Source organism: Actinotalea endophytica (assembly GCF_025717005.1).
Classification (GTDB): Bacteria; Actinomycetota; Actinomycetes; order Actinomycetales; family Cellulomonadaceae; genus Actinotalea.
The window spans coordinates 143839-166851 of sequence record NZ_JAOVZU010000007.1; the positions used below are offsets into that span (position 1 = coordinate 143839).

The window sequence follows — 23013 nt, forward strand, 5'->3', positions numbered from 1 at the left end:
CAGGCCCGTCGGGTCGTCCGCTCTCCGGACCGACCCGACGGGCCTGCCGCGCCGTCAGTCGGTGACCTCGCAGGTGTGCCCGTCGAGCGCGAAGCCGGTCGGTGTGCCCGGACCGCTCCGCCCGGTCAGGCCGAGCGCCACGAACCCGATCCGGTCGTCCGGCACGGACGTGGCGCGCACCGCGGAGACCGTCACCTGGTCGCCGGACTGGTGCAGCCGGACCCCGAAGGCGGTGAGGTAGCGATCCTGGTCCGCCGCGGTCCAGGTGAGCTCCCAGCCGGCGCGGAGCTCGGGCGAGCTGAGCCGGACCTGGGACAGGAACGTCCGGTGGAACCCGGTCGCGCGGTAGCTCACCGTGCAGTACGCCGGGACGTCCACACCGACGACGATCGGGTCGTGGTCGGAGGCGCGGTACGGCGTCCCGATCTCCGGGAAGCCGCCGTAGTAGCCGAGTGCGGACCACTCGTCGGCGTTGATGTCCCACACGTCCGCGCCGGTCAGGCGCTCGGCGAGCGCCGGCGTGGCCAGGACGTGGTCGAGCGAGCCCTGCTCACCGTCGTACGTGTAGGTGTACTGGCCGGCCGCCAGGCTCGGCACGACGTCGGTGTAGCCGGCGTCCAGGAACACCTGGACCGGGTCCTCGTGCGCGTAGGCGTTGAGGTCGCCCATCACCGCGACGTCGGCGACCCCGGTCGAGGCCGTGATCTCGGCCGCGAGGTCGCGGACCGCCTGGGCCTGCTCGACCCGCTCGGCGTTGAACAGGCCCTGGCCGTCGGCCGGCTCCTCGCCGTCACCGCTCTTGGACTTGAAGTGGTTGGCGATCACGACGAGCTCGCCGCCGCTGCCCTCGACCGGGTCGAAGACCTGCGCGACGGGCTCGCGGGCGATGTCCCACACGGTCTCGTCGACGTCGGTGATCGCGTCACCGACCGGCGTCACCGCGGCGGGCCGGTAGATGAGCGCGGTCATGATCACATCGGTCTCGGGTGCGCCGTCGCCGTACAGCGCCGTCGGCGTGGGGACATAGGCCCAGGTGCCGGCGCCGGCCGCGGCGTTGAGGCCGTCGACGAGGTCCGCGAGCGCCTCGTCGGGGGTGGCGGCACCGAAGTGGATCGAGTTCTCGACCTCCTCGAGCGCGACGACGTCGGCACCGAGCCCGTTGATCGCAGCGACGATCTTGGCCTTCTGGATGTCGAACTGCGCCTGGTCGTCGGCGCCGCGGGCCAGGTCGGACTCGGACCGGAACGTGGTGAAGTAGTTGTAGACGTTGAACGTCGCGAGGTGCAGGTCCCCGCCCACGTCGGCGGGGGTCCGGGGCCGGGGGTTCAGCGCCGTGAACGACGCCTTCTGGTCGGCCGGGGTGTCGGCGTCGATCGGCTCGGTCGGCTGCAGCCGCCACTCGTCGTACCCGTAGGAGAGCACGTAGGCGAGGTCACCCGAGTCCAGCTGGTCGCCGACCCGGACGACGGTGCCCGGTGTCAGGTACGGCTGGGTCGCAGCGGTGACCTGGTTGCTGCGTCCGTCGTCGAGGAGCAGCCGGCGTGCGGCGTTGTCGGCCGCGATCGCGTCGGCCTCGGCGCCCGGCCGGGTCTGCTCGGTGCTCTTCACCATCGGGTCGAGGCCCGCCGACAGCCAGACCGTGCCGTACCGGTCCACCTCGTGCAGCGACGCGACCAGGTAGTCGTCGGTCGGGTCGACCAGCATGCCCTCGTACTGCTCACGGTCGGCCCCGGTGACGGTCGCAGGCAGGACGACCGGCTCGGGCAGCGGCGCGGTGCCGACCACGTCGACGCTCGTGCCGGTGCGTGAGGCGTTGATCTCGGTGAGGCCGAAGTACTCGGTGACCGCGCCGGTGACCTGGACCAGGTCACCGATGACTGCGGCCGTCGTGCGGCTGCCGAGGTACACGAACACCCCGTCGGACGCGCCGGGAGTGGCGTCGGACGAGCCGCCTGAGCCGGCGGTCTGCACGTAGACACCGCGGTACCCGCCGACCCGGTGGTCAGCAGTCACGACGCCCTCGACGGTGACGGTCGCTCCGACGAGGGCGCTGACGTCACCGGTGCCCTGCACGTCGGCGATCGTGGTGTCGGGCTCGGCGACGGCTGGAAGTGCGACGGCAGCGGAGAGCACCAGCGCTCCCGACGCCGCAGCGGCGATGCGATGAGTGATGGACACGGGACCCCCTTCGCTTCCCGGGCCCCGCGGGTGGCGGCGACCCGGAATCGGACGCAGGGGTCGGTCGCCCCCGCGCCGGGCACGCTAACCCGAACGGGTGATCGCGAAACAGAGGACGACCTGACGTGCGACGAACCGTTCGACCCGGGTTCACCTCAACGTCGGGCGCGTGCCTCCAGGCCCAGGGCGACCAGGAGGCCGAGGAGCGCGCCGAGGCCGCCGAGCCCTACGAGCGTGGCCAGGACGAGCAGCAGGCTGGCCGGGACGTCCTGGGTGGCGGCGCTCACCAGGAGCACGACCACCGCCACGAGGAGCCCGACGGCGATGCCGGTCATGGCGAACGCGCGGTACTGCGGCACGCGGCGCACCGTCCCCGGGACGGCGATCCGCTCGAGCTCGACCGGGTCGGGCACAGCGGGGTCAGGCACAGCGGGGTCGGGCGCAGCGGGGTCAGGCACAGCGGGGTCAGGCACAGCGGGGTCGGGCTGGTCGGTCACGGGGACGAGCCTACGGTCGGCGCCGAGCGGCCTGCAGCGGGAGCAGCCCGGACAGGTCGGCGCGCTCGCCGGACGCGTCCACCCGCCCGTCGGCCACCGCGTCGAGCCACGCCACCTCTCCGGTGACCAGCCCCAGCCACGTGACCGGGTCCGTCTCGATCACGTTGGGTGGGGTCCCGCGGGTGTGCCGCGGGCCCTCGACGGCCTGCACCGCCCCGTCGGGCGGCACCCGGACCTCGACGGCGTGGCCGGGTGCGACGTCCGCGAGCTCCTCGAGCGTGAACCGGACCGCGGTGCGCACGGTGACCCGCGAGCACCCCGGGTCGGCGAGCCACGCCTGCACGGCGGCCCGGCCCTCGACGGGGTCGGTACGGCGACGGGGTGGCACGGGCCGATTCTCCCTCGGGCCGGGGACGGAGCGCACCGCGGGGCGGTTCGCTGCAGGTGCGGGCTGCGCGCGCCGTGCACCACCGGTGCCGGCGCGGCCCGGGGCAGACCGCTCGGGGGCAGACCGCGGGCTCCGGGACGTCCCCGCCACCCGTAGGCTTGGCCCCATGTTCCGCACGACCTCGTGGTGGCTGCGCTAAGCAGCCGAGGTCCGCATGTCCCCGAGCTGCTCCGGCAGCTCGCGGGTTCCGCGTGCGCGTCGAGCAGCTCCCGTCTCCCTGGAGTCTCGATGAGCATCACCCTTCCCACCACGCCCGCGCCCGTCCCGCCGTCCGGCCAGACCTCCGGTCTGTCCTCCAGCCTCGACCTCGCTGCCGAGCGCGCCGTCGACCGTGGCCTGCACCTCGAGGGCGAGGTCGCGGCACACCCGGAGCGGTTCCGGGTGCTCACCGGCGAACGCCCCACCGGACCCCTGCACCTGGGGCACTACTTCGGCACGGTCGCCAACCGGGTCCGCCTGCAGCAGCTCGGGGTCGAGGTGCTCCTGGTCGTCGCCGACTACCAGGTGATCACCGACCGCGAGGTCGCCGGGGACGTCCGCGGCGCGGTGCACGAGATCGTCCTGGACTACCTGGCCTCAGGCCTCGACCCGGCCCGCACGACGGTCTTCCAGCACAGCGCCGTCCCGGCGCTGAACCAGCTCATGCTGCCGTTCCTGTCCCTGGTCACCGTGGCCGAGCTGGACCGCAACCCGACGGTGAAGGCGGAGCTCGCTGCCTCGGGCGCCGCGAGCATGAGCGGGCTGCTGCTCACCTACCCGGTGCACCAGGCGGCCGACATCCTGTTCTGCCACGCAAACCTGGTGCCGGTGGGCAAGGACCAGCTGCCGCACCTGGAGATGACCCGGCTCGTCGCCCGCCGGTTCAACCAGCGGTACGGGGCCGGCTACTTCCCCGAGCCGGACGGGCTGCTCTCCGCGGCGCCGACGGTGCTCGGCACGGACGGGCGCAAGATGTCGAAGTCCGGCCGCAACGCGATCGCGCTCCGGGACGACGCCGACGCCACCGCCCGGGCGATCCGTTCGGCCCGCACCGACTCCGAGCGGGAGATCACCTACGAGCCCGACCGACGGCCCGAGGTCGCGAACCTCCTGCTGCTCACCGCGCTGAGCACGGGCAGGAGTCCGCAGGAGATCGCCGCCGAGGTCGGCGGTCGCGGCGCGGGGCAGCTCAAGCAGCTCACGACGGATGCCCTGGTCGCGCACCTCGCACCGGTCCGCGCCCGGCGGGCCGAGCTGGCGGCCGACCCGGCCGTCGTGGCCGAGACGCTCGCTGCGGGTGCGGCGCGCGCGAACGCCCTGGCCGACGCGACGCTCGCCGACGTGCGCCGCCTCATGGCGATGGCATGAGCGGCCGTCACGGCTCGGCGTACGTGTCCCCTCCGGTGACGCCGAGGGTCTCCTCGAGCGTGGTCAGGTCGTGCTCCGCCATGTACTGGACCAGGTCAGTGCCGACGTAGCGCAGGTGCCAGGGCTCACCGGAGTAGCCCGTGACGTCGGCGTTGTCGTCGGTGTACCGGATGATGAAGCCGAACTCCTCGGCGTGCGCCGCGACCCACTGCCCCTCGACCGTGTCGGCGAAGCAGAGCTTGAGTCCGCAGCCGGGCTGGGTGGTGCTGTCGAGGTCGAGCGCGAGCCCGGTCTGGTGCTCGGAGTAGCCGGGGCGGGCCGAGTACTTCTCGGCGTGCTCGTAGCCCTTGCGCGCCTCGAGGTCGGCCCGGATCGCGGCCTGCTGGTCGTACGAGCGATAGCCCGTGCGCAGCCCGATGTGCACGCCGTCCGCCGATGCCGCGTCGAGCAGCTGCTGCAGGTGCTCGGCCGCCTCGGCGCGCAGGCGCAGCGACCCGACGGCGACCAGGTCGTCCGGCGCCCAGGTCAGCGGCGTGACCGGGTGCTGCTTGTTCACCACGACCCAGATGCTCGAGGGGTCCGAGGCCGAGTAGGTGGTGAGGTCGAGCCCCGGGGGCGTCGAGGGCTCGGCCGGCGCTTCCGACGTCACGCTCGGGCTGGGCGTGCTCGGTGTGGCCGTCGCCGTGGCGGTCTGGGTCACCGCGGTGACGGATGCGTCGGCCGTCTCCCCGGCGCCCGGCTCGGCCGCCATCGCCCAGGCGCCCCAGCCGGCGAGCGCGGACGCGACGACGCCCACCACGAGCAGGGCCGGGCGTGCGCCCGCCCCGCGCTTCGGGGCCACGTGCGCGACCGTCCGACGGCCGGGCCTGCCCCGTTCACCCACGAGGGGCCTCAGGCGAACTGGGCGGGCAGGGTCGCGCGGGACGCCTCGGCGAGCTCGGCGAGCGGCAGGCGGAACAGGCCCTCGACCTCGAGCGCCGGTCCGGCCTCGTCGTCCTCGACGTCGTCGGTCACGCCGATGCGCAACGCGGGCACGCCCCGCGCCGTGCACAGGTCGACGAACCGCACCTCCTCGGTGCCCGGGACGGCCACGACGGCTCGTGCGGTCGACTCGGAGAACAGGGCCGTGAACGGGCTGATCCCGTCCCGCTCGCACACGGCGTCGAGCCGGACGCGAGCCCCGGTCCCGTACCGCAGGCACGCCTCGGCGAGGGCGATGCCCAGGCCGCCCTCGGACAGGTCGTGCGCGGCGTCGACCAGGTTGTCCCGCGCTGCGTTGACCAGCACGCCGGCGAGCGCGCGCTCGGCGACCAGGTCGACCCGTGGTGGCAACCCGCCGAGCTGGTGGTGGACCACGTCCGCCCAGGCCGAGCCGTCCAGCTCGTCCCGGGTCCGGCCGAGCAGGTAGATCGCCTGACCCGGCGCGCGCCACCCGGACGGCGTCGCCCGCTGCACGTCGTCGAGCACACCGAGGACGCCGACCACCGGGGTCGGGAAGATCGAGGAGTCGATCCGGCCGGCCTCGCCCGAGGTGTTGTACAGCGAGACGTTGCCGCCGGTCACCGGCACGGCCAGGGCCTGGCACGCGTCGGCGAGCCCGGTGATGACCTGGACGAGCTGCCACATGCCGTCCGGGTGCTCGGGCGAGCCGATGTTCAGGCAGTCGGTCACCGCGAGGGGGCGAGCCCCGACGGTGGAGACGTTGCGGTAGGCCTCGGCGAGGGCGAGCTGCGCACCGGTGTACGGGTCGAGCTGCGAGTAGCGGCCGTTCGCGTCGGTCGCGAGCGCAACGCCCAGGCCGCTGGACTCGTCGACCCGGATCACGCCCGCGTCGTCGGGCTGCGCGAGGGCGGTGTTGCCCTGCACGAAGCGGTCGTACTGGTCGGTGACCCACGCCTTCGAGGCGAGGTTCGGCGCTCCGACCAGGCGTACCAGCGTCGCTCGCAGCTCCTCGCCGGTGGCCGGACGCGGGTACCGCGAGGCGCCGTCCTCACCGGAGACCGTGTCGGCCTGGAGCGCGTCCTGCCAGCCGGGCCGGGCGTAGGGGCGGTCGTAGACCGGGCTGTCGACCGCGACGGTGCGCGGGTCGACGTCCACGATGCGGTGCCCGTGGTGGTCGATCGTGAGCCGGTCGCCCTCGGTGACCTCGCCGATCACCGCGGTCTCGACGTCCCACTTGCCGGTGATCGCAAGGAACTCCTCGAGCCGGTCGGGGCGGACGATCGCCATCATCCGCTCCTGCGACTCCGACATCAGGATCTCGCCCGCGGTCAGGGTCGGGTCGCGCAGCAGGACCTTCTCCAGGTCGACGTGCATGCCGCCGTCACCGGCCGAGGCCATCTCGCTGGTCGCGCACGAGATGCCCGCGGCGCCGAGGTCCTGGATTCCCTCGACCACACCCGCGGCGAACAGCTCGAGGCAGCACTCGATGAGCACCTTCTCCATGAACGGGTCGCCGACCTGCACGCTCGGCCGCTTGGACGGCTTGGAGTCGTCGAACGTCTCCGACGCGAGGATCGAGGCCCCGCCGATGCCGTCGCCGCCGGTGCGTGCACCGAACAGCACGACCTTGTTGCCGGGGCCGCGGGCGGCCGCGGTCTGCAACTCGTCGTGCCGCAGCACGCCCAGGCACAGCGCGTTGACCAGCGGGTTGCCCTGGTAGGCCGGGTCGAACACGACCTCGCCGCCGATGTTGGGCAGGCCGAGGCAGTTGCCGTAGCCGCCGACGCCGGCGACCACGCCGTGCACCACCCGCGCGGTGTCCGGGTTCTCGATCGCGCCGAACCGCAGCTGGTCCATCACCGCGACCGGGCGGGCGCCCATCGCCATGATGTCCCGCACGATCCCGCCGACGCCGGTCGCGGCGCCCTGGTACGGCTCCACGAAGCTCGGGTGGTTGTGCGACTCGACCTTGAACGTGACGGCCCAGCCGTCGCCGATGTCCACGACACCGGCGTTCTCGCCCATCCCGGCGAGCAGGTGCTCACGCATCTGGTCGGTGGTCTTCTGGCCGAACTGGCGCAGGTGCAGCTTCGAGGACTTGTACGAGCAGTGCTCGGACCACATCACCGAGTACATCGCCAGCTCGGCGGCGGTGGGGCGACGGCCCAGCAGCCCGACGATCCGCTCGTACTCGTCCTGCTTGAGCCCCAGCTCCGCCCACGGCAGCTCGACCTCGGGGGTCGACGCGGCGTTCTCGACGGTGTCCGGCAGGTGCTCGGCGGTCTGCTCAGGGGTGCTCATCGACGGTGTCGTCCCGACGTCGCAGTGGCGCTGACGTGGCTCAGGCTACCGGTGCAGGCGCGAGCGGAGGCGCGCGGTCCTTCATCCGCATGGCGGCCCCGCGGAGCGGGCCGAGCCGCTACGGTCCCACCGTGACGGAGGCAGCTGGCGGCGGGTGGCGCGACCCGCACGTCACGGAGGTGGACGGGATCCCGACGGTCTGGGTCGACGATCCGGGTCCCTACTCCGGCGGACTCCTGCTTCGGATGGGCACCGCGGACGAAGAGCTGCCGACCCGCGGCCACAGCCACATGCTCGAGCACCTGGCCCTCTTCGGGCTGGGCCGACCCGGCGACCACAGCCTCGGCGAGGTCGATGCGACGACCACCCACCTGCACACCGTCGGCACGCCCGACGAGGTCGCGGACTTCCTCTCCAAGGCGGCGCGGCAGCTGGTGGACCCGCCGGTCTCCCGGCTGCAGGACGAGAAGGGAGTACTTCGGGCCGAGGCCGCGCGCCGAGCACCGTACGTGCTGGCGGAGGCATCGACGTGGCGCTGGGGGACGCGCGGCTACGGCCTCGAGTCGTCGCAGGAGTGGGGCCTGACGTCGATGACGGCTGACTCGATCCGCGCCTGGTCGGCGAGGTTCGTCGGCCGGCACAACGCCGTGCTGTGGTTCACCGGCCCGCCACCTCCCAGCCTGGTCCTTGGGTTGCCCGACGGCACGCGCCACCAGGCACCGGACCCCTGGCCGACGGTGCTACCACAGCTTCCCGCCTACTTCCGCTCCCAGAGCGGCATCGTCACGCTGCACGGGCTGCTGCCGCGAAGCACCCCCGGGAACGTGCTGGTCGGAGTCCTCAACGACCGACTCGTCGACGATCTGCGGACCGCACGGGCCGCCGCCTACTCGCCGGAGGCCCGCTACCGGCGCCTCAACGGCAGCACCGCCGCGCTCGTCGCAGTCTCCGATACCGTCGAGTCCCGGGAGAGCGAGGTCGCAGGCCGCATCGCCGAGATCATCGGTGGACTCGCGACGGCCGAGCATGCGGCACGCATCGAGGAGATCGCGGACGTCCGGAACCGGGTGCTCCGCTCGGTGGAGCACCCCGGCCACGCCGTTGCGCTCCTTCCCACGGCTTGGGACCTCCTCCACGACCGTGAGCCGCAGCCGCTCGAGGGCCTGCGCGGCGAGCTCACCGCTCTCGAACCCGACGACCTCGTCCGCGCGGCAGCCCAGGTCACGACGACGCTGGTCCTGCAGGTGCCCGGCGGGGCCGACGCACCCGAGGGGTGGGCGGAGGCCCCGCTGTGCGCGGTAGCGCCTGTGTCGGGGACGACCTACGAGCACCGGAACATCGATCGCAGGCTCATCGTGGGTGACGAAGGCGTCACGCTTCGGGGCGGCGATGGTCACGTGACCGTCCGCTTCGACACCTTGAGTGGACTTGGGGTCCGGCCCGACGGCGGCCGGCTGCTCATCGGCGGCGATGGCGTGCACCTGAGCGTCGAGCCGACGATGTGGTACCACGGCGCGAGCGCCGCGCGCGCGATCGACGAGGCGGTTCCGATGGGCCTCAAGATCCCAATGGACCGTCGCCAGCCGAAGGAGATCCCGCAACCGGGGCCGCGGAGCCGCCAGCGAGCCTTGGCCCCGGCACGCGAGCTACTGACCTGGGGTACCGGAATCCTCGTGTGGTTCGGGCTCACCTTCGGCGCCTTCGCCCTCGCCGATACGGACAGCCTGGGCGGCGCAGATCCCGGCACCGTCAGCGGCGTGGCCGCCGGCGCCATGCTGGCGATTGCGCTCGTGCGCAGTTGGCGGTCGCGCCGAGGCTAGCCCCCGGAGGACGAGCACATCCGGGCCGGACCCGCTCCACACTGCAGCTGACGACGACCGCGTCCCCGCGCCACGACGCGACCGGCGGCGACGTTGATCCGGTTCCTGACCGCGGCCGCCGAAACAGCGCGCGAGTGGCGCCGTAGCCGGGCTAGGCACGCCTACGCTCGGTCCATGGCCGACGACGGCAAGCACGGCAAGCACCACGGCGCCGGGGACAAGAAGGCGCGCTACCCCAAGGCCCTGTACGAGCGCGAGCTCTTCCGGCTCCAGGCCGAGCTGGTCACGATCCAGGAGTGGGTGCGCGCCGAGGGCAAGCGCCTCGTCGTCGTGTTCGAGGGGCGTGACGCGGCAGGCAAGGGCTCGACGATCAAGCGGGTCAGCCAGTACCTCAACCCGCGCGTCGCGCGGATCGCCGCACTGCCCACGCCCACCGAGCGCGAACGCACCCAGTGGTACTTCCAGCGGTACGTCGCACACCTGCCCGCCGCCGGGGAGATCGTGCTGTTCGACCGGTCCTGGTACAACCGCGCCGGCGTCGAGCGCGTGATGGGGTACTGCACCGCGGACGAGTACCACCGCTTCCTGCACCAGTGCCCGATCTTCGAGCGGATGCTCGTCGAGGACGGGATCATCCTGCGCAAGTACTGGTTCTCGGTCTCCGACGCCGAGCAGGAGGCCCGGTTCCGCTCCCGCCTGGAGGACCCGATGCGGCAGTGGAAGCTGTCGCCCACCGACGTCGAGTCGATCACCCGCTGGGAGGACTACTCCCGGGCCAAGGACCAGATGCTCGTGCACACCGACATCCCCGAGGCGCCCTGGTGGGTCGTGGACAGCGACGACAAGCGGATCTCGCGGCTGAACATGATCCACCACCTGGTCTCGAGCATCGACTACCACGACGTGCAGCGGGTGCCGATCAGGCTGCCGGAGCGGCCCGGACCGACCGGCTACCAGCGCCCGCCACGCGACATGCAGCGCTACGTGCCGGACCACGCGGCAAGCCTCCTGGGCTGAGCACGGGCCGCGCCGCGCGAACCGGCCGCCGACCCGGGCCCGAATGCGCGTCAGCCGGCCCGGCGGTAGCGGACGTGGGTGGCGAGCGGTGAGTGGAGCACCTCGGCGGGCTCGAAGCCGAACGACTCGACTCCCCTGAACAGTTGCTCGCCCGCGCCGAGCAGGACCGGTGCGATGTCGAGGGTGAGCTCGTCGATCACGTCGGCGATCAGCGCCTGCCGCACGGTCGAGGCGCCGCCGGCGATGTCCACGCCACGACCTCCGGCAGCCTCACACGCTGCCGTGTAGGCCGCGTCGAAGCCCTCGGTCACGAAGTGGAACGACGTACCCCCATCCATCTGGATCGGTGCACGTGGGTGGTGGGTCAGCACGAACACGGGCGCGTGATAGGGCGGTTCCGGCCCCCACCAGCCCGACCACTCCTCGTCCCAGTCCCCGCGGATCGGGCCGAACATGTTCCGACCCATCACGTACGCGCCGCGAGGGCGCATGAGCCACTCGGCCGCGATCGCGTCGGCATCAGTGGCCCGGGGGTCACCGATGTGCCAACCGTGCAGCTCGACGCCACGCAGCCCCAGAGGGTTCTCCCGGCTCTGGTCCGGCCCCGCGACGAAGCCGTCCAGCGAGATCGACATGTGACAGGTCGTGTCCGGCATCGAGAACCTCCTGGTGATCGCGACACAGGTGTGCGGACGCCGGCGTTCGCGGCGGCGCTCGCCCTACCGCTCAGGGGCTCGCCCCGGCGGCGACGGCCGGCGGGCTCAGCCCGCCGCGGGCACCGTACGTCCCGTCGCCCACGCTCGCAGCGCGGCGATCCGCTCGGCCATCACGACCGACAGCGGCCGGGTCGCGCGCAGCTCGCCGAGCACGTGGTCGGCGGTGACGGCTCCCCCACCGGCGTAGGCCGCGTAGCGCGCGGAGACCACCGCGTGCTCGAGCTCGGCCCCCGAGAACCCGGCGGATGCGTCGGCGAGGAGCGCGGCCTGCGCCTCGTCGAGCACCAGGCCTCGCCGGGCGGCGTGCACCCGCAGGATGTGGGCGCGCGCTGCGGCGTCGGGCAGGTCGACGAAGAACAGCTCGTCGAACCGGCCCTTGCGCACCAGCTCCGGCGGCAGCGCGGACACGTCGTTCGCGGTGGCGACCACGAACACGCTGGACCGGCGCTCGGCGAGCCAGGTGAGCAGCGTGCCGAGGACCCGCCGGGCGGCCCCGGACTCGTCGTCGGCGAGCGCCTTCTCGACCTCGTCGACCCAGACCACGCACGGCGCGAGCACGTCGGCCGTAGCCAGCGTCTCGCGCAGGATCCGCTCGGACTCGCCGACGTACTTGTTGTGCACCGCGGCGAGGTCGAGGTGCAGCAGCGGGACCCCGAAGACCCCGGCGGCGACCTTGGCGGCCATCGACTTGCCGCAGCCCTGCACGCCGACCAGGAGCACGCCGCGCGGCGGTTCGAGGCCGGCGCCCGAGCCGTCGAACGCCGCCCGGCGAAGGCCGAGCCAGCGGACCAGGGCGGCCATCCCGCCGAGGTCCGCGACGTCCGGCACGTCGTGCTCGTAGCGCAGCACGCCACCGCGGTTGAGCAGCTGGTACTTCGCCTGCATCACGACCGGCAGGTCCGCCGGGACGAGTGCGCCGTCGGCGACCGCGCCGCGGGCCAGCCGCTCGGCCTCCCCGATGGACAGCCCGCCGAGGTTCTCCACGAGCAGGTCACGGGCGTGCGGGTCCACCACGAGCGGGCCGCCGTGGTGCCTGCTCGCCTCGGCGATCGCGCGGTCGACGACCGTGGCGCGCTCGACGCGATCCGGCACCGCCACGGTGAGGCGGGCGACGAGGTGCTCGAGCTCGACGGGCACCGGCACCGCGTGGCTGACCAGCACGACGGTGCGCGGGACGGCCCCGTAGCCCTGGCCGATGTCCTTGAGCAGCCGCACGTGACGCGGGTCGTCGAGGTAGGGGTGGAAGTCGACCAGCACGTACACGCCGGGCAGGTCGGTCCCCCGGACGAAGTTGAGCACGTCGGCCGGCTCGGTGTTGAACCGCTGGGGACCGAGGTGCACGTCCTGCCGGGCCAGGCCCTCGGTGACCGTCCACCGGAACACCGGCAGGTTCCCGGCACTGGCCGCTGCGGCACCGACCACACCCAGGGCGCGCGCCTCGTCGCGGGTCTCCATCACGACGATCGGCACGCGGGAGGCGAGCAGCGCGACGAGGTCCTGCCCCGAACCGAGCTGGGTCATCGGCGATCCTCCACGCCGGGCACCCTACCGGCGCCGCGGCCGCGGGCTCCCTCGACACCGGGTGACCGTCGACGCGCGGACCGTGACCGCCGTGGCCGTCCGCACCGCGGACCGTTGACAGCAGGCCGGGACCTCCGTAACGTACAACCACATGGTTGTAGATCAGTCATCGCTGACCGACGCGGAGGTCGACCGGATCTTCCGGGCACTCGCCGACGCGACGCGACGCGACATCGTGCGCCGCACCCTGCTCGGCGAGGCCTCGGTCAGCGAGCTCGCCACGGCGTACGCCATGAGCTTCGCCGCCGTGCAGAAGCACGTCGCCGTGCTCGAGGGTGCGGGGCTCGTGACCAAGCAGGCCCGCGGCCGCGAGCGGATCGTCACGGCTGACCCGGACCGGATCGCCCAGGCCAGGCAGCTGCTCACCGCCCTCGAGGAGCTCTGGCGCGCCCGGTTCGGCCAGCTGGACGCGGTCCTGGCCGACCCGCCCACCGCGCCTCGCTCACCGGCCGGCCCCGGGCCGACGCCCGACCCGACCACCTGAGCCACCACCTCACCCACCGTCGAAGGAACCACCATGCCCATCACCACGGTCTCGTCCGACCCCACTGCCCTCACACTCACCGTCGTGGGCGACTACCCCGTCCCGACCGAGCGCCTCTGGGACGCGTGGGCCGACCCGCGCCAGCTCGAGCGCTTCTGGGGCCCGCCCACCTGGCCCGCCACCGTCACCCGGCACGACATGGCCGCCGGCGGTCGCACCGAGTACGTGATGACCGGCCCGGACGGCGAGCGCGCGGGCGGCTACTGGCAGATGCAGGCCGTCGACCCCGGCCGCAGCTTCGAGTTCGTCGACGGCTTCGCCGACGAGCACGGCGCACCCGACCCCGCCCTGCCGACGTCGCGGACCACGGTCGTCATCGAGCCGACCGCGACCGGGTCCCGGTTCACGGCGGTCACCACGTTCCCCGACCTCAGCGCGATGGAACGACTCGTCGCGATGGGCATGGTCGACGGCATGCGTGAGGCGCTCGCCCAGATGGACGCCGTACTGGCCGACCTTGCCGCGTTCGCCGCCGGGAACGGCACGACCACCACGATGCTCACCGACTCGCGCGTGCGGGTGACGCGGACCATCCGCGGCACGGTCGAGCAGGTCTGGCGGGCTCACCACGACCCCGACCTCATGCGTCGTTGGCTCCTCGGCCCCGACGGCTGGACCATGCCGGTCTGCGAGATCGCGACCACGGTGGGCGAGCGCTACCGCTACGAGTGGGCTGCCGAGGACGGCAGCGCCCGGTTCGGCTTCGAAGGCGAGCTGCTCGAGCACGTGCCGCCGGTGCGAGCGGTGACGACCGAGCAGATGATCAGCACCGACGGGCCGGCGACGACGAACGAGATGACCCTCACCGCGGTGAGCGGCGGCACGCTGCTCAGCATCGTCATCACCTACCCGAACGACGAGCTGCGCGACCAGATCCTCGCGACCGGCATGACCGAGGGCATGGAGGCGTCGTACCGCCGGCTCGAGGACCTCGTCCTCACGCCCGCCTGAGCGCGACCGCCGTCGCGGGCACACCGGGCTCGCCACCAGCGGCTCGCCCCAACGGCGCGGGCACCCCGGCGCTGCACCCCGGCTCGCCCCACCGGCCGTCCCGGGGTGCTCGCGTGCCCACGGCTTGCGATGATCGGACCGACGCGCCGCGGCCGTCGCGTCCGGCCGGCCGAGAGGACCCCGATGAGCGCAGCAGAACCCGTGCCCCGTTCCCGTGCGATCCCGGCGGACGCCCTGCGCCTGCCCGGCTCCCGCACCCTGAAGTTCGTCGGACGCGAGCACGGTTCCGGCGTGTCCTTCTTCCTCGTCGACAACGACCCGGGCCAAGGGCCGGCCCTCCACCGGCACCCCTACACGGAGACCTGGTCGGTCTTGGCCGGCACGGCGTCGATCACCCTGGGCGACGAGGTGGTCCAGGCGAGCGCGGGCCACACGGTCGTGGTCCAGCCGGGCACCTGGCACGGCTTCACGAACACCGGCGAGGACGTGCTGCGGATGATCTGCATCCACGCGTCGGACGTCATGATCCAGGAGGAGTGGTCGGACGTCGCCGGCCGGGACGAGGAGGCGGGCGCGTGATGGAGCTACCAGTGATGCCACCCGTGGACCCGATGCTCGCGCGCTCGGTGCCGCAGATCCCGCCGGACCGGTGCTACGAGCCCAAGTGGGACGGGTTCCGCGCGATCGTCTACCGCGACGGCGACGACGTGGAGATCGGCAGCCGGAACACCAAGCCGATCACCCGCTACTTCCCCGAGGTGGTGGACGCCATCCGTCGCGAGCTGCCCGCCCGGTGCGTGGTGGACGGCGAGATCGTGATCGCCACGCCGGACGCGAGCTCGCTGGACTTCGAGGCGCTGCTGCAGCGGATCCACCCGGCCGACTCCCGGGTGCGGCTGCTCGCCCGCGAGACCCCCGCCGTCCTGGTCGCCTTCGACCTCCTCGCGCTCGGTGACGACGACCTCACCGGGCTGCCCTACACCGAGCGACGAGCCCGGCTGGAGGCTTCCGTGCCGGGGACCGGGCCCGGCGTCTACCGCACCCCGATGACCACCGACCTCGCCGAAGCGGGTCGCTGGTTCGAGGTCTTCGAGGGTGCCGGCCTGGACGGCGTCGTCGCCAAGGACCCCGCGTCGACGTACCAGCAGGGCAAGCGCGTGATGGCGAAGATCAAGCACGAGCGGACCGCCGACTGCGTCGTCGCCGGGTACCGGACGCACAAGACCGACGACCGGGCGATCGGGTCGCTGCTGCTCGGCATCTACGACGACCAAGGCGCGCTCGCCTCCGTCGGGGTCACGTCGAGCTTCCCGATGGCCCGCCGCCGCGAGCTGTTCGACGAGCTCCAGCCGCTGGTCACCGACGCGGCCGACCACCCCTGGACCCGCGAGGCCCAGGCCGCCGGCACCCGCACACCGCGGGAGGCCGAGGGCAGCCGCTGGAACGCCGGCAAGGACCTGTCGTTCACGCCGCTGCGCCCCGAGCGGGTGGTCGAGGTGAAGTACGACCACATGGAGGGCCCGAGGTTCCGGCACACCACGCAGTTCGTCCGCTGGCGCCCGGACCGCGACCCGGCCTCGTGCACCTACGACCAGCTCGACCACCCGGTCCGCTTCTCGCTCGGCGAGGTCCTCGCCGGCTGACCCACACGGAGCAAAGCCCCCGAGTTCGCTGGCCAGAGCCCAGGGCGCGGGGGGAGGCCCGCGCACACGCCGACACCCCCCCCACACCCCGCTGGTCACGGCCAGCGAACTCGACGACACCCAGCGAACTCGCGGGAGGAGCCCCGCGACGCAGCTCAGCGGGGCTTGGTCTGCTTCTCCAGGCGGGGCGCGGTGCCCGAGGCGCGCTCGGCGCGGGCGTGGGCGCGGGCCTCGTCCTGGCGCTGCGCCTCGGCGCCGGTGGCGATCGCCGCACGCAGGTGCGCGGGGCCGTAGCCGAACGCGTCGACCAGGTCCTGGGCGTGCGGGCGGAGCCGCTCCAGCAGCCGTTCGACGTACGAGCCGACGACCCGCGCACGCTGCGCCGTGAGCCGGCCGTGGATCAGGTACCAGGCGAGGTTGCGCTCGACGAGCGTCAGCCCGAACAGGTCCCGCAGCCAGATCAGCACCTGGCGCGTCCCCGGGTCGGACACCTGGGACACGCCCGCGGTGAACGCCTCCCACTGCAGCAGGTCGGCGTGCGCCCGTGCGGCCTCGATCAGGGCGTGCTGGTGCTGGTCGAGCAGGCGGGCCGCCTCCGCACGCGACGCCTTCGCCGCGGGCCGGAGCGCCATGACCAGCTCCTCGACCATGGTCTCGACCCGGTCGGTGAGCAGCTCGCGCTGCGCGTCGACGTTGCGCACCTGGCCCACCGAGCGGCGGGCGTCGTACCCGTCGGAGAGCGTCTGGACCACGCGCCGCAGCGGGGTGCGGTGCATCGCCGCGTCGGCGGCGCGCTCGGCGACCAGACGGGCCATCCCGCTCGCGTCGATGTGTGCGAGCTCCTTGGCCGCGTCCGCGAGCAGCCGCTTGGCCACCAGCTGCAGCAGCACCGTGTTGTCGCCCTCGAAGGTCACGTACACGTCGAGGTCCGCCCGTAGCGAGACGAGCCGGTTCTCGGCGAGGAAGCCCGCGCCGCCGCACGCCTCGCGGCAGGCCTGGAGCGTGTCGAGCGCATGCCACGTGGAGGACGCCTTGAGCGCGGCGGCGATGGTCTCGAGGTCCTGGCGGTCGTCGTCGGAGTCGGCGCGACCGGAGAAGACGTCGTCGAACGCGGCGAGCAGCCGCTCGTGGGCGAACGTCTGGGCGTAGGTCTGGGCGAGTCGCGGGAGGAGCCGACGCTGGTGCTCCTGGCGGTCCAGCAGCACGACCTCGTCGGTGTCCGTGGCACCGGTGAACTGCCGTCGCTGGTTCGCGTAGGTCACCGCGATCGCGAGCCCGATCTTGCTCGCGTTGACGGCTGCGCCGTCCAACGACACCCGGCCCTGGACGAGCGTGGACAGCATCGTGAAGAACCGCCGGCCGGGGCTGGCGATCGGCGAGCTGTAGGTGCCGTCCGCGGCCACGTCGCCGTACCTGTCGAGCAGGTCGGTGCGCGGGACGCGGACGTGGTCGAAGTGCAGCCGGCCGTTGTCGATCCCGTTGAGCCCACCCTTGACGCCGTCGTCGTCGCCGCCGATCCCGGGCAGGAACGCGCCGGTCTCCGGGTTGCGGATCGGGACGTAGAACGCGTGCACGCCGTGGTTGACCGGTTCGCCACCGGGCCGAGCCGTGATCAGCTGCGCGAACACCACTGCGGCCGTGCCGTGCAGAGCCGCGTTGCCGAGGTAGTCCTTCCACGCCCCCCGGAACGGGGTGTCGATGACGAACTCCTCGGTGGCCGGGTCGTACGTCGCGGTGGTGGCGATGCTCGCCACGTCGGAGCCGTGCCCGGTCTCGGTCATCGCGAACACGCCCGGCACGTCGACGCTCATCGCGCCCGGAAGCAGCCGGGCGTGGTGGTCGGCCGTGCCGAGGTGCAGGATCGCGGAGGCGAACAGCCCCCACTGCACACCGGCCTTGATCTGCAGCGACGGGTCTGCCGCGATGAGCTCCTCGAACCGCGCGAGCGAAGCACCGTGGTCGTCGGCGCCGCCGAGGGCGGTCGGGAAGGCACGCAGCACGTCACCCTCGACCGCGAGGGTCTTGAGCTGGCTGAGCACCCGGTCCCGGTGCTCGGCGACCGGCATGCCCTCGACCTTGTGGAACCGCGGGTCGGCCACGGTGGCGCGAGCGGCCCGGCGGATGTCGGCCCAGCGCCCGAGCAGCAGCTGCTCGAGCCCGGCGACGTCGACGGCGGCCTCGGCGGTGGGTGTCAGCGTGGTCATGACGGCTCCTCGACGGTGAGTGCGGTGTCTGCGCTGGGTACGTCTGCGGTGGCGCCCGCTGCGCGGGTCTGCCGGGGTGCGCCTGCGGCGTCCTCGGCGACCTCGCCGCTGCGGGCGAGCGCGCTGACCGGGCCGGTCCACAGCCAGGTGGTGACCCGCTCGGTGAGCTCGGCGCGGGTCGGCGCGTCCGGGTCGTCGCGGTGCGCGAGCCACCACTCGCCGGCGCCGCGGACGAAGCCGACCGCGCCGCTGCCCCACAGGTCCGCGAGCGCGCCGTCGCCGTGTCCCGACAGGAGCCGGGCGAAGGGGCGCGCGACCAGGGTCGCGACGGCGTCCATGAAGTGCCCGAGCGGCGCCGACGCGTGCTCGCTGACCGGCCGGGTCACGAACCAGTAGACGTTCGGCGAGGCCTCGACCATCGCGAGGTAGGCGTCGATCATGGCGCGCAGACCGTCACGCGGGGTCACGCCACGGCGCCCCGCCTCGTCGAGCGCGACGTTGAGGTCGGCGACCACGGCGGCCCCGACGGCGGCCTGCAGACCGGGCTTGTCGACGAAGTACCGGTAGACGATCGACTTGGAGGTCCCGGCCGCGGCGGCGATCTCGTCCATGGACACGTCGGGCCCGCGGCGGTGCACGGCGCGGCGCGCGGCGCGGGCGAGCTCGGCGCGACGGGCCTCGCGGTGCGCCTCCCACCGCGTGGAACGTCCGTCCGCGGCGACGTCCTGCGCCGCCGATCGCTCCGGTGCTGATCGACTCACGATACTGACGGTATCAAGTACTTTCGGTTCCGGACACCCGAGGAATCGATGGGATCGGTCCCATCGACCCAGCACAGCCGCGCTCGGACGTTATGGAACCGTGGCCTGTGCTTGTTGCCGGATGTCATCGACGGGGCAATGATCGAAGAGTTCGCCCGTACGACGCGCTTGCGCGCCGGGAGACAACGACGTCAGACGAGGAGAGAACATGAGGTCTATCGGTCGCCGACGCACGATGATCGTCGGCTCCGCCGTGGCCGCCATGGGCTTGGTGCTCACGGCGTGTTCCAGCGGTTCAAGCGGAGGTGAGAGCAGCAGCAGCTCGTCGAGCAGCGACAGCGGTTCGGCCAGCGGTGACTGCGCGGCCTACGCCGACTACATGGGGCACGAGGGGACGACGGTGACCATGTTCGCCTCGATCCTGAGCCCCGAGTCCGATTCGCTCGAGGCATCCTGGGCCGACTTCAGCGACTGCACCGGCATCACGATCCAGTACGAGGGCACGAACGAGTTCGAGTCGCAGTTGCCCGTGCGGGTTCAGGGTGGCCAGGCTCCCGACCTGGCGATCATCCCCCAGCCCGGCCTGCTCGCTCGCATGGCCCCGAACGCTGTCGCGGCCCCCCAGGCTGTGGCGGACAACGTCGACACGTACTGGGCGGCCGGTTGGAAGGACTACGCCACGGTCGACGGAACCTTCTACGGCGCCCCGATGAGCGCGAACGCCAAGTCGCTCGTCTGGTACTCGCCTTCGATGTTCGCCGACGCGGGCTACGAGGTCCCGACCACGTGGGACGACCTGATGGCGCTGTCCGACCAGATCGTCGCCGACGGCGACGTCAAGCCGTGGTGCGGCGGCATCGGCTCCGGGACCGCGACGGGCTGGCCGGCCACCGACTGGCTCGAGCAGATCGTGCTGCGCAACTCCGGGCCCGACGTCTACGACCAGTGGGTCAACCACGACGTGATGTTCTCGTCTCCGGAGATCAAGGACGCGATGAGCATCCTCGAGGCCTGGATGAAGAACCCTGACTACGTCAACGGTGGCCACGGCGACGTCGCCTCGATCGCGACCACGACCTTCCAGGACGCCGGTCTGCCGATCCTCCAGGGCCAGTGCTACATGCTGCAGCAGGCGTCGTTCTACGCCGCCCAGTGGCCCGAGGGCACCAACGTCGGCCCGGACGGCGACGTGTGGGCCTTCTACCTGCCGGCCATGAACGACACCTACGGCAAGCCGGTCGTCGGCGGCGGCGAGTTCGTCGTCTCCTTCGCCGACCGTCCCGAGGTCGCGGCCGTGCAGACCTACCTGTCGACCCCGGAGTGGGCGACCAGCCGGATCGAGCAGGCCAGCGGCTGGGTGTCGGCGAACAACGGCGTGGACCCGTCGGTCTACACCGCGCCGATCGACCAGCTCTCCGCCGAGCAGCTGACCGACCCTGAGGCCACCTTCCGGTTCGACGCCTCCGACCTGATGCCGTCCGCGGTCGGCTCCGGCGCCGAGTGGACCGAGTTCACCAACTGGTTCGCCGGCAGCGAGTCGACCGACCAGATGCTGCAGAACATCGACGCAGCCTGGCCGTGATCGGCTGACCGCCACCGACAGGTGACGACCTAGCGCAGAAGAGGCGCCCGGATCCGGTTCGCCGGGTCCGGGCGCCTGTGCTAGGGCTAGTACTGACGACAGCCGTCGGGGCGCAACGTCGCATCCCGAACCCGAAGGAGGGACGCGTGTCCGACTCCACCACTTCCCCCGTTCCCGCGCTCGGAGGCTTGCCATGAGCCAGAGCAGGACAGCCGTTCCCGAGACGGCCACGACCCGTCGGGCGCCCGCATCGGCGGGCACCTCCAACCGCTCCTTCTGGATGTGGACCACCGGGTTCTTCGCCCTGGTGCTCCTGCTGATCGTGCTCGGCATGATGCACGTCATCTCGGTCCCGGTCTTCACGTCGCCGACGTCGCTGGTCGGGGCCTCGCTGTGGAAGCTCAGCGGCGGCGCCGCCGCGATCCTGGTGGTCGCCGCAGTGCTGTTCGTCGTGTTCTTCATCGCCGGCCAGGCTTCGGGTCGGGTGTCCCGACCCGTGGGCATCCTGGTCTTCCTCGGCCCGGCGGCGCTGTTCATGCTCGTCGGACTGGTGATCCCTGCGATCCGGACGTTCATGCTCAGCTTCTACGACGCGAGCGGCCAGGCCGCGGTCGGATTCGACAACTACGCCTGGGCGTTCACCAACTCGAACATGCAGACCGTGCTCATCAACACGGTGCTGTGGCTCGCGATCGCACCGACGGCGTCGACCGCGTTCGGACTCGTGCTCGCACTGCTCGCGGACCGGATGGGCAAGCGCAGCGAGTCGGCGACCAAGTCCCTGATCTTCCTGCCGATGGCGATCTCGTTCGTCGGCGCGAGCGTGATCTGGAAGTTCGTCTACGAGTACAAGGACCCGGCCCAACCACAGATCGGGCTGCTGTCCCAGATGTGCATCTGGCTGGGCTGGAAGAACCCGCCGAACTGGCTGCTCACCACACCGCTGAACACGTTCATGCTGATCGTGATCATGGTCTGGGTGCAGACCGGCTTCGCGATGGTGGTCCTCTCCGCGGCGATCAAGGCGATCCCGACCGACGTGCTCGAGGCGGCCTCGTTGGACGGCGCGACCGGCTGGCAGATGTTCGTCCGGGTCACCATCCCGATGATCCGCGGCACCCTCATCGTGGTGTTCACCACGATCCTCATCGCCGTGCTGAAGATCTTCGACATCGTCGCCACGATGACCGGCGGCAACTTCAACACCAGCGTGCTGTCGTACGAGATGTACCGGCAGACCTTCGTCCAGGGTGACCAGGGCCACGGCTCTGCACTCGCCGTGATCCTCTTCGTCGGCGTGGTCCCCGTGCTGATCTACAACATCATGCAGCTGCGGAAGGAGCGTGCTGTCCGATGAGCACCGTCGACTCGCAGCAGACCACCAAGGTCGATGCCCACACGGTCACCTCGAGCACCGGGACCAAGGTTCGCACCACGCTGAGCAGCCGGCTCTCGTCCGTGCTGGTCGTCGTGCTGACCCTGCTCTGGACGATCCCGACGTTCGGGCTGTTCGTCACGTCGTTCCGGCCGGACACCGAGGTGGCGAGCTCGGGCTGGTGGACGGTCTTCACCAACCCGGTCTTCACCCTGGACAACTACAACACCGTGCTGTTCTCGGGCGGCTACAACGTCCAGGGCGGCCTCATCCCGTACTTCGTCAACTCGCTGGTGGTCTCGATCCCGGGCTCGCTCTTCCCGCTCGCACTGGCGACCATGGCGGCGTACGCACTCGCCTGGATCCCGTTCAAGGGCAGCAACACGATCTTCTTCATCGTGTTCGGTCTGCAGGTGGTCCCGCTGCAGCTCGCGCTGGTCCCGCTGCTCCGGCTGTTCAACACCGGCGTGCACATCGGTGACGTGACCGTGTTCCCGGCTCTGGGGATCACCGGCCACTTCGCGTCGTTGTGGGTGACCCACACGATGTTCGCCATGCCGCTGGCGATCTTCCTGCTGCACAACTTCATGGCGCAGCTGCCGCGCGACCTGATGGAGGCGGCCCGCGTGGACGGGGCCAACTCCTTCCTGATCTTCCGCAAGATCGTGCTGCCGCTGTCCGCACCCTCGATCGCGTCCTTCGCGATCTTCCAGTTCCTGTGGGTGTGGAACGACCTGCTCGTGTCGTTGACCTTCGTCGGTGCGAGCAAGGAGTTCGTGTCGCCGCTGACCACCCGCCTGCAGGCGCTGGTCGGCAACTTCGGGTCGCACTGGGAGCTGCTGGCGCCGTCGGCGTTCGTGGCGATCGTCGTCCCGCTGATCGTGTTCTTCGCGCTGCAGAAGTACTTCGTGCGCGGGCTCCTGGCGGGGTCCGTGAAGGGCTGAGACGCGCTCGGACGAAGGGCGTCGCGCCGGTGCGCGGCGCCCTTCGTCATGTCCGGGTACCGACGTCGACGTGCGGTACCGCGGGTATCAGGTACCGTACGTACCAGGCACTTAGCAGGCCGCACTCGCCCAGTCCAGAGTCGGACGTCCCGGAGGAGTCAG

The 23013-nt window shown here is 72.0% G+C and carries 19 protein-coding genes; 10 read left to right on the forward strand and 9 right to left on the reverse strand.

Annotated elements, in window-relative coordinates; all coding sequences use genetic code 11:
- Window positions 1-54: 54 nt before the first annotated feature.
- The 3 genes from OEB99_RS13250 to OEB99_RS13260 all read right to left on the reverse strand — a co-directional run bounded on the left by OEB99_RS13250 (window position 55) and on the right by OEB99_RS13260 (window position 3063).
- Window positions 55-2178, reverse strand: a complete 2124-nt coding sequence (locus OEB99_RS13250; RefSeq protein ID WP_263577751.1) for an ExeM/NucH family extracellular endonuclease — start codon at window positions 2176-2178, stop codon at window positions 55-57.
- A 155-nt stretch (window positions 2179-2333) separates the two neighbouring features.
- Window positions 2334-2675, reverse strand: a complete 342-nt coding sequence (locus tag OEB99_RS13255) for a hypothetical protein (RefSeq protein WP_263577752.1) — start codon at window positions 2673-2675, stop codon at window positions 2334-2336.
- A 10-nt stretch (window positions 2676-2685) separates the two neighbouring features.
- Entirely contained in the window at window positions 2686-3063 is a 378-nt protein-coding gene (locus OEB99_RS13260) for a sterol carrier family protein (protein WP_263577753.1), read from the reverse strand.
- Between the two features lie 288 nt (window positions 3064-3351).
- On the opposite strand from OEB99_RS13260, the gene trpS reads away from it, so the two are divergent.
- On the forward strand, window positions 3352-4470 hold the full coding sequence (gene trpS, locus OEB99_RS13265) for a tryptophan--tRNA ligase (RefSeq protein WP_263577754.1): 1119 nt from the start codon (window positions 3352-3354) through the stop codon (window positions 4468-4470).
- A 7-nt stretch (window positions 4471-4477) separates the two neighbouring features.
- Here the strand turns inward: trpS and OEB99_RS13270 are convergent, their stop codons facing one another.
- The gene (locus OEB99_RS13270) at window positions 4478-5311 is read right to left on the reverse strand and encodes a M15 family metallopeptidase (RefSeq protein WP_263577755.1); all 834 of its coding nucleotides are present in this window, start codon (window positions 5309-5311) and stop codon (window positions 4478-4480) included.
- Between the two features lie 50 nt (window positions 5312-5361).
- Window positions 5362-7713 carry a phosphoribosylformylglycinamidine synthase subunit PurL gene (gene purL / locus OEB99_RS13275; RefSeq protein WP_263577756.1) on the reverse strand — a complete coding sequence of 784 codons (2352 nt, stop codon included), beginning with the start codon at window positions 7711-7713 and terminating at the stop codon, window positions 5362-5364.
- A gap of 131 nt (window positions 7714-7844) precedes the next feature.
- Between purL and OEB99_RS13280 the strand changes: the two genes are divergently transcribed.
- Complete coding sequence (locus OEB99_RS13280; RefSeq protein ID WP_263577757.1) at window positions 7845-9533, forward strand: peptidase M16 family protein; 1689 nt, start codon at window positions 7845-7847, stop codon at window positions 9531-9533.
- 174 nt (window positions 9534-9707) lie between these two features.
- Window positions 9708-10550 carry a polyphosphate kinase 2 gene (ppk2, locus tag OEB99_RS13285; RefSeq protein WP_263577758.1) on the forward strand — a complete coding sequence of 281 codons (843 nt, stop codon included), beginning with the start codon at window positions 9708-9710 and terminating at the stop codon, window positions 10548-10550.
- A gap of 50 nt (window positions 10551-10600) precedes the next feature.
- On the opposite strand, the gene OEB99_RS13290 is transcribed toward ppk2, so the two are convergent.
- Window positions 10601-11206, reverse strand: coding sequence for a dihydrofolate reductase family protein (locus OEB99_RS13290; RefSeq protein WP_263577759.1), 606 nt, complete (start codon window positions 11204-11206; stop codon window positions 10601-10603).
- Between the two features lie 105 nt (window positions 11207-11311).
- On the reverse strand, window positions 11312-12787 hold the full coding sequence (locus OEB99_RS13295) for an AAA family ATPase (RefSeq protein WP_263577760.1): 1476 nt from the start codon (window positions 12785-12787) through the stop codon (window positions 11312-11314).
- A 151-nt stretch (window positions 12788-12938) separates the two neighbouring features.
- Here OEB99_RS13295 and OEB99_RS13300 point away from each other — a divergent pair, with 151 nt between their 5' ends.
- The 4 genes from OEB99_RS13300 to OEB99_RS13315 all read left to right on the forward strand — a co-directional run bounded on the left by OEB99_RS13300 (window position 12939) and on the right by OEB99_RS13315 (window position 15985).
- Window positions 12939-13331 (forward strand): ArsR/SmtB family transcription factor, encoded by a 393-nt coding sequence (locus OEB99_RS13300; RefSeq protein ID WP_263577761.1) that lies wholly within the window; start codon window positions 12939-12941, stop codon window positions 13329-13331.
- Window positions 13332-13364: 33 nt separating this feature from the next.
- Window positions 13365-14342: an SRPBCC family protein gene (locus OEB99_RS13305; protein ID WP_263577762.1), complete on the forward strand. Its 978-nt coding sequence runs from the start codon at window positions 13365-13367 to the stop codon at window positions 14340-14342.
- Between the two features lie 183 nt (window positions 14343-14525).
- The gene (locus OEB99_RS13310) at window positions 14526-14921 is read left to right on the forward strand and encodes a cupin domain-containing protein (protein WP_263577763.1); all 396 of its coding nucleotides are present in this window, start codon (window positions 14526-14528) and stop codon (window positions 14919-14921) included.
- Window positions 14921-15985, forward strand: a complete 1065-nt coding sequence (locus OEB99_RS13315) for an ATP-dependent DNA ligase (protein ID WP_263577764.1) — start codon at window positions 14921-14923, stop codon at window positions 15983-15985. The genes OEB99_RS13310 and OEB99_RS13315 overlap by 1 nt, the downstream gene beginning before the upstream one ends.
- A gap of 155 nt (window positions 15986-16140) precedes the next feature.
- Here OEB99_RS13315 and OEB99_RS13320 read toward each other — a convergent pair whose 3' ends face one another.
- Together OEB99_RS13320 and OEB99_RS13325 are read right to left on the reverse strand one after the other, a co-directional pair.
- On the reverse strand, window positions 16141-18189 hold the full coding sequence (locus OEB99_RS13320) for an acyl-CoA dehydrogenase family protein (protein WP_263577765.1): 2049 nt from the start codon (window positions 18187-18189) through the stop codon (window positions 16141-16143).
- Window positions 18186-18950, reverse strand: a complete 765-nt coding sequence (locus OEB99_RS13325) for a TetR/AcrR family transcriptional regulator (RefSeq protein WP_263577766.1) — start codon at window positions 18948-18950, stop codon at window positions 18186-18188. Before OEB99_RS13325 ends, OEB99_RS13320 begins: the two co-directional genes overlap by 4 nt.
- A gap of 208 nt (window positions 18951-19158) precedes the next feature.
- Here OEB99_RS13325 and OEB99_RS13330 point away from each other — a divergent pair, with 208 nt between their 5' ends.
- The 3 genes from OEB99_RS13330 to OEB99_RS13340 all read left to right on the forward strand — a co-directional run bounded on the left by OEB99_RS13330 (window position 19159) and on the right by OEB99_RS13340 (window position 22851).
- Window positions 19159-20532, forward strand: coding sequence for an ABC transporter substrate-binding protein (locus OEB99_RS13330; protein WP_263577767.1), 1374 nt, complete (start codon window positions 19159-19161; stop codon window positions 20530-20532).
- Between the two features lie 193 nt (window positions 20533-20725).
- On the forward strand, window positions 20726-21889 hold the full coding sequence (locus OEB99_RS13335) for a carbohydrate ABC transporter permease (RefSeq protein WP_263577768.1): 1164 nt from the start codon (window positions 20726-20728) through the stop codon (window positions 21887-21889).
- Window positions 21886-22851, forward strand: coding sequence for a carbohydrate ABC transporter permease (locus OEB99_RS13340; RefSeq protein WP_263577769.1), 966 nt, complete (start codon window positions 21886-21888; stop codon window positions 22849-22851). Before OEB99_RS13335 ends, OEB99_RS13340 begins: the two co-directional genes overlap by 4 nt.
- The last annotated feature ends 162 nt before the right edge of the window (window positions 22852-23013 follow it).